Here is an 11,474-nt window from a genome sequence, read left to right as displayed (position 1 = left end):
ATAGTTCTCCAAATGCTTCGCCCGTACAGTGGTCAGTTGTCAAAGAATATTTCTCTCCCCCTGCTCCCTTGCCTATTTGTCCGAACGGGCATAATCATCTTGATAGCGAATAATATCATCTTCTCCGAGATATTCGCCATTTTGGACTTCAATCAAAATTAAGGGAATTACACCGGGATTTTCTAACCGATGAGTTGTACATTGGGGAACATAAGTAGATTGATTATTGCTTAGTAAAATTTCTTGATCACCACAAACTACCTTAGCTGTACCGGAAACAACAATCCAGTGTTCACTGCGGTGGTGGTGCATTTGTAAACTGAGGCGATGTCCGGGCTTGACTTCAATTCGCTTAATTTTATATCCACGCCCTTCTTCCAAGACTGTGAACGAACCCCACGGACGTAATTCACCAGCAGCAATACTTCTAGAATTAATTGTTGGTTGCAGAGTGAGAGTATTTGGGGCAGTTTCTGATAATTTAGCCATAGTTACCTCAATTGGAGACATAACAAACCTGTTTTTAGTGGGAACAGTTGATGGAAAAGGGGGCCAGATTTAGCCACTTTGATCAAGATAGCAAAACTCACCCTTGACTGGTAAAGTCCCTGGCGGAAACTAATCTGTCCACACAAAGTCTTCATCAAAAAATAATCTCTTTTGTTGGTGGTCAGTTGTCAGTTGTCAGTGGTTAGTGGTCAGTTGTTAAAAATTCTCTATTGCCTCTTTGGTGATATAAAAAGCCCAATCCCATTGTGAACACGGGCTGCTGTATTGGGGGAACGGTCAAGTAACTGACCGCCTAAATAAAGACTGGTAGAACTACCACCATCTAAATTTAAAGCATTGATACAACCCATTGTTTGCATTAATTTTGCCTGTTCCTCCAAGGTTGGACCACCACCACCAGCCCGATTATGTACAGCAGCAATCATCAGATTACCTCTGGAAGTAGTACAAATGCTGCTGCGAACTGCTTGACCTTTCATAAAAGCAGGGCTGAATGTTTCTGCTGGTCCGTCCAGGACTATTTGCCGATTTTGGACTAATAGGGGACCTGCACCCATAATGTGGGGGTAGCGACTAAATTCAGGTGTGGTGGTGTTGCTGGTCAGGGAAACTTTTGTCCCCATGGGTAATTGTGGTGTCTGATTGCGGAAGATGAGGAGATAACCATTTTGGGGAATGGGAATAGCAGTTATACCACTTTTATCACCTGCTAACTGATTAATTACTTGATTGTTTTCCACAACTACGATAATTTCATTATCAGCTAAAGGTGTATAAGTATTTCCCCATACTGGAGTATAACGAGCAATACCGCGTTGGACATAGCCAGTATTAAGTAAGGAAATGGGTAAACGTTGATTATTGTTGGTAATTAAGGTTTCTGTGAGGGTCAGCCGACCAAAATAAAATTGTCCGTTATTATTCCAAGCGATCGCTCCCCGGTTGAGAATTGGACCGGATATCCATTGATTATCTCGCCGAATTGCCCCTAAAGGTAATTTATTATTGCGGTTAAAATAACCACCATTAATTGCGGCTACTGCTAAGTAATTTTGAGCAGTTAGCAACAAAGGGGCAGTCCCAGTTAATGTTTGCGGATTAGTTAATATAGGCTTAATGCTTAATCCTATAGCACGAGGGTTAATATCTAGCCAAACCACAGGAAAGCGATCTGTTCCTAAAGTTACCAACTGCTGTCGCCATTGTAATCCCTGCGCCCAAGCAATAGTTTTTTCTACCATGGCATCAGGTTGAATATCAATAACTAGGCGATTTGGTTGGGGAATAGTCTTAACTTGTAGAGACTGACCAAAGGGAATACTAAGACGGACAATTGTTTGATTATTAACCACTTCCACTTTTTGAACTATTGATGCGGGAATGGGTGGTGTAATGGGTTGAGAGTTATAGCGTTGTATTAAAGTCGGATCAGCAATACCATCTAGGGTGAGAGTCCATTCTCGATTGGGTGGTGTGGTAGATTTAGGGATAATCTCATCAGGATCTACTACTTTTTTAACTGGTAATTCTTGTCGAATTTGCCAAGGGGTCGCTATATCTAAATCGAGGACAACTCTATCTCCTTTTGGTTGTTTACCGAGACGGATATTTTTCAGTTGAGAAGGGGGAGTAGAAATTACTAAAGTGCTACCATTAGCTTGGATTTGCCATTTAGCTGTTTGGGCTAATTGAGTAATATCTAAATAGCGATATCCTTCGCTGAGATTGGTATTGAGAATGGGGGGATTTGTCAAGCCAGAAAACCACTGTACTGGTTGTTTGCCAGGATTACTGCTATTGAGTAAATCTATCCCTATTAATTGCTTAACTGCACCATCACTTAGATAAGTTTGTCCTTTAATGGTGGTTGCTGTTGGTTGTAACCATGCTCCCGGTAAAATCCGCCCATTGAGAATAATTTGATTACCAGCACTAACGGCACTGGGAACGGGATTTGGTAAACTAGGAGTATTTTGAGCAAATACCCTATAAGTAGCAGTCAAACACAGCGTTGTTGACAGTAGCGGTAATACAGAATTTAGGATTTTCAAGATCATTGACTGGGTATTTTTAAAAGTTATCAATCAAAACCCAGCCTAGCGAAAATTTATCAGAAAATTTAAAAAATAATTACCTTTTTTAGAAATATTCGTGATATTATTTATCTTGGGTCTGTGTCTCTTATTCAGAGTAGCAGGCAGTTACTATGCTAAAAATACTAGCTGCAATTGTCTTAAATAATACAAATTAATTGGAGCCTGCTATGATACTGTTGGGGGTTAAAGGTGAAATTCGGACACCCTATCCTCATCTCTAAAATTTTAGGTTTTGGGGTTTGAATCTAAAATCTCAAGTTCCTGTGGTTGGTCATGAATAAACAGCCAGAATACAGGGAAAAATAGATATGTTTTAGGAATTGTCAAATGGGCATATAGTGAAAATAGGCTAATTTTTGGGAGCTATCAGTAATCAGCCAAGAACAAGAATAGCTTGCATGGTGTAAGCCGTGAGCAAAAAAACTGCAAACTTCAAAACCGTTGGATTTACAGGTTCTTCTGGATTAGGGTAGTTTGTTTATATAGTGCATTGACACTCTCAGCGGCTAAAGTCAGTGAGATTCTTGGTTCACCGAAACCACTTAATTTAGATTCCTTGCGTTTTCTAAACCAGAGGTGGGGTCTCACCAAGTAGAGCAACCGCCGTTTAATTGTCAAGGTATAGTGTCTGCGATTTAGGCAGTAATTGGGTTTTTAGACAGGTTGATTACCCTTCCTGTATCAATACTTGTCGGTTAAGGAAATGTAGGTTGGGTTGAGCGACAGCGAAACCAAACAAAATCCTTGATAAGGTTGGGTTTCGTTCCTCAACCCAACCTACCATATAATGACTTTTCATGCTTAACCGAGTAGTATTGCTTCCTGTATAGGTAATATTATCCATAAAATGCTAAATTATGACAAGAGAAAATAGAAATTGAGTAAGAATTGATGACGGGGATTAAAATTACCGAGTATTCTTGTAAACAAACAAAAAATAAATAGGTATTGATAACACAGCTTTAGTTAAACGTCAAGCTAAAATTGTTATCTCTAAACTTTGGTAATTATGTATTTTTATCCAGTGCCAAAACTGAGAAAATTTCCCTTTAGCAGTAATAACAACATCTGTACCTCAACATTTCAGGAATAGAGTATGAATCATCAACCATCGAATCAGGGTCAGCAAATTACAGTGTCAGATACTAATTTTCCAGATACATATCCAGGACAAAAGTGGTTAGTAGAAGAAAGGGATGCTTGTGGAGTCGGGTTTATTACCCATCGTCAAAATATTGCCAGTCATGAAATTTTGGATCAAGCCTTAACTGCTTTAACTTGCTTAGAACATAGAGGGGGTTGTAGTGCTGACCAAGATTCTGGAGATGGTGCGGGGATATTAACAGCGATTCCTTGGGAATTATTGGCACAAGACAAGAATCATGGCATTGATTTTGCCAAGCTGAGTAATATGGCTGTGGGGATGATATTTTTTCCCCAAGACGCAACAGCCGCCAAAGCTGCTAAAACTGCATTTGAGCAAATCGCAGCAGAAGAAAAATTAAATATACTGGGCTGGCGAGTAGTTCCAGTGTGTCCAGAAGTATTAGGGGTGCAAGCTAAAGAAAATCAACCCCAAATAGAACAGGTGATAATTGATTGTGCTGATAAAAGCGGTGATGAACTAGAAAGAGAATTGTATATTGCCAGTAAACGCATTATGCAAGCGGGAAGAAGAATTTCTGAGGATTTCTACATCTGTTCCTTGTCTAGCCGGACAATTGTTTATAAAGGCATGGTGCGTGCCGCTGTCTTGGGGGATTTTTACGAAGATCTCAAAAATCCGGCTTTTAAAGTGGCATTTGCGGTATATCATCGCCGATTTAGTACCAATACCATGCCTAAATGGCCTTTAGCCCAACCCATGCGGCTATTAGGTCACAATGGAGAAATTAATACCCTATTGGGGAATATTAATTGGATGATGGCACGGGAAGCTACCCTTAGTCATCCGATTTGGGAAGACAGGTTTGACGAACTCAAGCCATTGGTAAACGTTAATAATAGCGATTCCGCTACTTTAGACAATGTACTAGAGTTATTGGTGCGTTCGGGACGCAGCCCCTTAGAAGGGTTAATGATGATGGTTCCTGAAGCTTATAAAAATCAACCTTCCTTGGCTGAATATCCCGAAATTGTGGATTTTTATGAATATTACAGCGGGTTGCAAGAATCATGGGATGGACCTGCACTGTTAGTATTTAGCGATGGTAAAAAAGTTGGGGCGACATTAGATCGTAATGGTTTAAGACCTGCACGTTATGTCATTACCAAAGATGATTATATCGTTGTTGCGTCCGAAGCTGGAGTTGTAGATTTCCCGGAAGAGAATATTCTCGAAAAAGGTAGACTTGGCCCTGGACAAATGATTGCGGTGGATTTAAATACCCAGGAAATTCTCAAGAACTGGGAAATTAAACAACGCATTGCTAAACAGCATCCCTATGGGGAATGGTTGCAACAGCATCGCCAAGAATTGAGTAAATTAGTGAAGGGTCAGTCTGTAGTTAATGGCAATGGTAACGGTAATGGTAATGGGCATTTGTCAACGAACAACGAACAACTGACCACTGACAAAATTGATCCCCAAGTTTTATTACAACAGCAAATTGCCTTTGGCTACACCATAGAAGATGTGGAAATGGTGATTCACCCCATGGCCAGCACTGGTGCAGAAGCAACTTTCTGTATGGGAGATGATATTCCTTTAGCGGTATTGTCAGAAAAATCCCATTTGCTGTATGACTATTTTAAACAGCGATTTGCTCAAGTTACCAATCCAGCAATTGACCCTTTACGGGAAAAGTTGGTGATGTCTCTGACGGTAGAATTGGGTGAAAAGGGGAATTTATTAGAACCCAAGCCAGAATACGCCCGCAGACTCAAGTTGGAGTCTCCTGTACTGACTCAAACAGAGTTGGAAACTATTAAGTTGTCAGGATTTGCAACGGCTGAATTGTCAACTTTATTCCCCATAGCCACAGGCCCAAATGGTTTAAAAACGGCTGTGGAATCTTTGCAAAAACAAGCTGCGGAATCGGTGCGGGCTGGTGCGAAGATGCTCATATTAAGTGACAGAACAGGTACAGGGATTGCAGCAGAATATACCTATATTCCTCCTTTATTAGCCATTGGTGCGGTTCATCATCACTTAATCCGTGAAGGGTTACGGATGAAAACATCCTTGATTGTGGATACAGCCCAATGTTGGAGTACCCATCATTTTGCTTGTTTGTTGGGTTATGGTGCGGGTGCGGTTTGTCCCTATATGGCTTTAGATACTGTAACTGCTTGGTGGCATGAACCTAAAACTCAGCAGTTTATGACTAGGGGCAAAATTGCCACTTTGACTTTAAACCAAGCCAGAGAAAATTATCGCAAAGCTATAGAATCGGGTTTGCTGAAAATCCTTTCTAAGATGGGAATTTCCCTACTTTCCAGTTATCAAGCAGCGCAAATATTTGAAGCGATTGGAATTGGTGGTGATTTATTAGCTTTGGGTTTCCGGGGGACAACTTCCCGCATTGGTGGTTTAAGTGTGAGTGAGTTAGCGCAAGAGGTACTATCTTTCCACAGTAAGGCTTTCCCAGAATTGACGGCGAAGAAGTTGGAAAACTTAGGTTTTGTGCAATACCGTCCCGGTGGTGAATACCACATGAATAGCCCAGAATTAGCGAAGTCGCTGCATAAGGCTGTCAATGGTAAGCAGTATGACCATTATGAGGTTTATAAACAACATCTGCATAATCGTCCGGTGACGGCGTTGCGTGATTTGCTAGACTTCCACAGCGAGCGCTCATCAATTCCAATAGATTCGGTAGAGTCAATTAATGATATTGTTAAACGTTTCTGTACGGGTGGAATGTCTTTAGGGGCGTTATCACGAGAAGCACATGAAACTTTAGCGATCGCTATGAATCGCATTGGTGGTAAATCTAATTCTGGTGAAGGTGGAGAAGATCCAGTTCGTTACAACGTTTTAAATGATGTGGATACGGCTGGTAAATCTGCGACGCTTCCTCATCTCAATGGGTTGAAAAATGGTGATACGGCTGCAAGTGCCATTAGACAAATTGCATCGGGACGGTTCGGCGTTACTCCCCAATACTTAGCTACAGCCCAACAATTAGAAATCAAAATTGCCCAAGGTGCAAAACCAGGAGAAGGTGGACAGTTACCAGGACCCAAGGTAAGCCCCTATATTGCCATGTTGCGCCGTTCTAAGCCCGGTGTAACTTTGATTTCTCCACCACCACACCATGATATTTATTCCATTGAAGACTTAGCCCAGTTGATTTTTGACTTGCACCAAATTAACCCGAAAGCCCAAGTTTCGGTGAAATTGGTCGCAGAAATTGGAATTGGGACAATTGCGGCGGGTGTAGCTAAAGCTAACGCCGATATTATCCAAATTTCGGGTCATGATGGTGGTACTGGTGCATCACCGCTTTCTTCGATTAAACACGCAGGTAGTCCCTGGGAACTGGGTTTAACAGAAGTACATCGGGTCTTGATGGAAAATAGGTTGCGCGATCGCGTCATCTTGCGTGTAGATGGTGGTCTGAAAAGCGGCTGGGATGTCCTGATTGGGGCGTTAATGGGGGCGGAGGAGTTTGGGTTTGGTTCGATAGCCATGATTGCGGAAGGCTGCATTATGGCGCGGATTTGCCACACTAATAATTGTCCTGTGGGGATAGCTTCTCAGAAGGAAGAAATGCGGAAACGGTTTACCGGCATTCCTGAACACGTTGTCAACTTCTTCTACTTCATTGCGGAAGAAGTGCGGAGTCTGTTGGCTAAATTGGGATATCGTTCTTTATCAGAAGTAATTGGCCGCGCTGATTTATTAACGGTGCGTTCTGAAGTCAAACTGAATAAAACCCAAGCTTTGAATTTGGATTGTTTAACTAAACTACCAGACACAAAAACTAATCGTAGTTGGTTAGTACATGAAGAAGTTCACAGTAATGGACCAGTGTTGGATGATCAGTTACTAGCAGATGCAGATATTCAAACGGCAATTAAGAGAAATGGCACAGTTAGTAAAACCGTTACCGTCGTCAATACCGATAGAACCGTCGGTACAAGGTTGACTGGAGCGATCGCATCTCGACATGGTGACAACGGCTTTACAGGGCAAATAAACCTGAATTTCCAAGGAAGTGTGGGGCAAAGCTTCGGCGCATTTAACCTCGATGGTGTGATTCTCAACCTGGTAGGGGAAGCTAACGACTATGTAGGGAAGGGAATGAACGGTGGGGAAATTATTATTCAGCCCCCAGCAAATGCCACTTATGACCCAGCAGAAAACGTGATTGTGGGGAATACCTGCCTTTATGGGGCGACAGGTGGGGCGTTATTTGCCAATGGTTTAGCTGGAGAACGGTTTGCGGTGCGGAACTCTAAAGGTACAGCCGTGATTGAAGGGGCTGGTGATCATTGCTGCGAGTATATGACTGGTGGTGTGATTGTTATTCTGGGTAAGGTTGGCCGCAACGTGGGTGCAGGAATGACTGGCGGATTAGCTTATTTCTTGGATGAAACTGGTAATTTCCCTGATTTAGTTAATCATGCCATTGTCAAGGTGCAACGAGTTGTAAGTGATGTGGGCAGACAACAATTGTATGATCTCATTAAAACTCACGAGCGTCGCACTGGTTCACCTAAAGCCCAGGAAATTATCGCCAATTGGGCAGAATATTTACCTAAGTTCTGGCAATTAGTACCACCTTCTGAAGCTGATAGTCCCGAGGCAAAAACTGAGGAAAAACAGTTAAGTTCTGTGTAATTTATCAGAATCAGGATTTACAGGATTTAATGAAATACTTTGTTTGTATTTATCCTGTTTATTCTTTAATTCTTTTTTGTCTGAATCAGGATTTGCAGGATTTAAGGATTTACAGGATTTAATGAAATACTTTGTTTGTATTCATTCTGTTTATTCTTTAATTCTTTTTTGTCTGAATCAGGATTTACAGGATTTAAGGATTTACAGGATTTAATGAAATACTTTGTTTGTATTCATTCTGTTTATTCTTTAATTCTTTTTTGTCTGAATCAGGATTTACAGGATTTAAGGATTTACAGGATTTAATTAAATACTTTGTTTGTATTCATTCTGTTTATTCTTTAATCGGTGGTTATCCTGATATAGCTTGCACCACGCTACGCTATCAGACATTTTTCTTTAAGGTTTCTGAGATTTCTGGGATTTTTGGGCAACTAAGTGTGGATATTGATCTTGCATTTCTAACAGTTCGGGAACAGTGACAAATTCATAACCCTGTTTACGGAACTTGCTAATGATTTCTGGTAAGGCTTTGACAGTGTGAGAGCGATCGCCACCACCATCGTGCATTAACACAATACCCCCTGGTTTAGCTTCCCTAAATATGTTATTAATTAGTCTTGGCACACCCGGACGTGAATAGTCCATAGAATCAGACGACCACATAATAACAGCATATTTATTGCTTTTAGCATAAGCCGCTACTCCATTCCTCATGTTTCCTCCTGGTGGACGAAACAGACTGGTTTTTATACCAGTAGTCTTATAAATTATGTCTGTTGTATTAGCAACTTCGTAAGCTGCTGTCTGTGCATTCATGTGATGATACCAATGATGCCAAGTATGGTTAGCAATAATATGACCATCTGTAACTACCCGCTTTGTTAAATCGGGATAATTCTTGACATTTTGGCCAACAACGAAAAATGTACCTTTGATATTATTTTTTTTGAGAATATCTAATACTTTTGCGGTACTACTAGGCCAAGGACCATCATCAAACGTTAAGGCAATAACTTTTTTTTCTGGAGGAAGTTTAGCTTCGCTAATTACAATCCCTTGAAATTTAGGTGGTACATCAGTAGCAAACCCTTTGGCTTGTGCTTCTTGTTGCCAACTGGTGAGCATTTCTGTTTTAAATTCCTCTAACCGCTGCTGAGTTTTGACATTAGCAGCAATATCTTTATTTTTAACAATGACGTTTTGGTTTTGAGCATCAGAGATTTTCGCTTTGAATAGAATCATCAAAGCAATGCTTAAAGTACCAGTTAGTCCAATTAATCCAATTAATATTCCCTGCGTTCCCAAAAATGACTTATTATTTTCCACAGTGTAACTCCTTCAAGGGGTGAGCAACCAATGATGGTAGTGATGGCTCTGACGGTAGGTTATAACACATTTTTCTAAAAATTGAGGATGTATTTAGGTATTCACGTATATTGTGTTGCTTGGACGCATGATTTACTATTAAAGAAAAAGTTATTTTTTCCTCAATGTCATGAGTAGTTAGATGATAATTAACTGAATATAGTTTCTCACTTGTGAATGATATTTGGTAGTTACGTTAGCTACTATTCTAGCCTTGAACAGATATATTCTATCACCGATTGATGACTTTTCAATGTTAGTTTATTTTGTCTTGAGTTTATTTTTTCCAAACTACTAATATCACCCCAGTGACAATCAAACCTAATCCAAAAACACGGGTTAGAGAAATAGGTTCTTTTAAAATAAAGTACCCCAGGAATACAGAAAATATATAACCAACTGATACGGCTGGTGCAGCAACACTCAGATTGACTCTGGTTAGTAGTAAGATATAGGCTACTGCACCAATACCATAACAGGTTAATCCTAATAAAAGTTCCGGGATGGTGATCATGTTGAGAATGAGACTAATAATATTCCCTCCATGCACTTTACCTAATTTGATTGCTCCCATTTTTAAAGAAAATTGTCCTGCTACACTGATGAGGACGGAGATTAACAGTAAAATAAATTCTGGTATTGACACTGAATATTACCTTAACTTTATTGATTGAATATTATGCTTTGGTGCCATACCTTTACCTCAAAATCAAACCAGATTTTTATATTTCAGGTTTTTGTAAACCCTCCAGTTTCCTTTAATGTATAAAGAGGACGACCTTTTACTTCTTCGTATATTCGGCCAATGTATTCACCTAAAATCCCAATACAAATTAATTGAACTGAACCTAAGAAAAACATGGAAATTGTAATTAATGTGTAACCAATTAAGTGAGATACTGGGGCAAAGATTCGCCAATAAAGCACTAATATTATCATAATCATAGCGATCGCAGCGGAGATAATCCCTAAGTAGGTTGCTAGTCGTAAAGGAACTGTGGAAAAAGAGATAATACCATCAATTGCTAAAGATAAAGATTTACCAAAGGTATATTTTACATCTCCTGCAAAGCGAGGGTTTCTTTCAAAAAGTACAGAGGTCTGTCGAAAACCTACCCAAGCACGTAAACCGCGAATGTAGCGATTGCGTTCAGGCATAGAATTCAATATATCTACTACTTGTCTATCCATTAAGCAAAAATCTCCTGTATCCACAGGAATATCAACTTTAGCCAAGCGTCGAAGAATGCGATAAAAAAGATATGCTGTCAAGCGTTTTAGTCGGCTTTCTTGTTGACGAGATATTCTTTGAGCATATACTACTTGGTATTCTTGATGCCATTTTTCGATCATTGTTAAAATTAGTTCTGGTGGATCTTGGAGATCGGCATCCATAACAATGATACATTTGCCTTGGACAAAGTTCAAACCAGCGGTAACGGCGATTTGATGCCCAAAATTTCGGGCTAGACTGAGGTAATGGACTCGATTATCACGATGATGTAATTCGCGCATCATCTTTAAAGAGCGATCGCGGCTACCATCATCAATTAAAATTAGTTCTACATCACCGTCTAACTGCTCCATGACATGATGTAACCTACGATACATCTCAGTGATATTTTCTTCTTCGTTATAAATGGGGATAACTAGGGAGTAGATAGGCTGATTCATCATCATAATTAATAATTAAGTTTATTTAACATTTAATA

General features: G+C 40.1%; 6 protein-coding genes. 1 reads left to right on the top strand and 5 read right to left on the bottom strand.

Translation table 11 applies throughout. From position 1 onward, the window contains the following. Positions 1-72: 72 nt before the first annotated feature. Together FJR06_RS17010 and FJR06_RS17005 are read right to left on the bottom strand one after the other, a co-directional pair. Positions 73-489, bottom strand: coding sequence for a cupin domain-containing protein (locus FJR06_RS17010; protein WP_015078106.1), 417 nt, complete (start codon positions 487-489; stop codon positions 73-75). 227 nt (positions 490-716) lie between these two features. Then, a complete protein-coding gene (locus FJR06_RS17005; protein ID WP_168651867.1) occupies positions 717-2,567 on the bottom strand; it encodes a phosphodiester glycosidase family protein in 1,851 nt (616 codons plus the stop codon). Positions 2,568-3,702: 1,135 nt separating this feature from the next. Between FJR06_RS17005 and gltB the strand changes: the two genes are divergently transcribed. Then, positions 3,703-8,394: a glutamate synthase large subunit gene (gene gltB / locus FJR06_RS17000; protein WP_168651866.1), complete on the top strand. Its 4,692-nt coding sequence runs from the start codon at positions 3,703-3,705 to the stop codon at positions 8,392-8,394. A gap of 399 nt (positions 8,395-8,793) precedes the next feature. On the opposite strand, the gene FJR06_RS16995 is transcribed toward gltB, so the two are convergent. The 3 genes from FJR06_RS16995 to FJR06_RS16985 form a co-directional block, all read right to left on the bottom strand. Further along, the gene (locus FJR06_RS16995) at positions 8,794-9,723 is read right to left on the bottom strand and encodes a polysaccharide deacetylase family protein (RefSeq protein WP_168651865.1); all 930 of its coding nucleotides are present in this window, start codon (positions 9,721-9,723) and stop codon (positions 8,794-8,796) included. A 316-nt stretch (positions 9,724-10,039) separates the two neighbouring features. Further along, positions 10,040-10,408: an EamA family transporter gene (locus tag FJR06_RS16990; RefSeq protein ID WP_015078111.1), complete on the bottom strand. Its 369-nt coding sequence runs from the start codon at positions 10,406-10,408 to the stop codon at positions 10,040-10,042. 83 nt (positions 10,409-10,491) lie between these two features. Then, positions 10,492-11,436: a glycosyltransferase family 2 protein gene (locus FJR06_RS16985; RefSeq protein WP_041457486.1), complete on the bottom strand. Its 945-nt coding sequence runs from the start codon at positions 11,434-11,436 to the stop codon at positions 10,492-10,494. Positions 11,437-11,474: the final 38 nt, after the last annotated feature.

Source organism: Dolichospermum sp. UHCC 0352, from assembly GCF_009711925.1.
GTDB lineage: Bacteria > Cyanobacteriota > Cyanobacteriia > Cyanobacteriales > Nostocaceae > Dolichospermum > Dolichospermum lemmermannii.
This window is presented reverse-complemented; position numbering and strand designations above follow the sequence as displayed.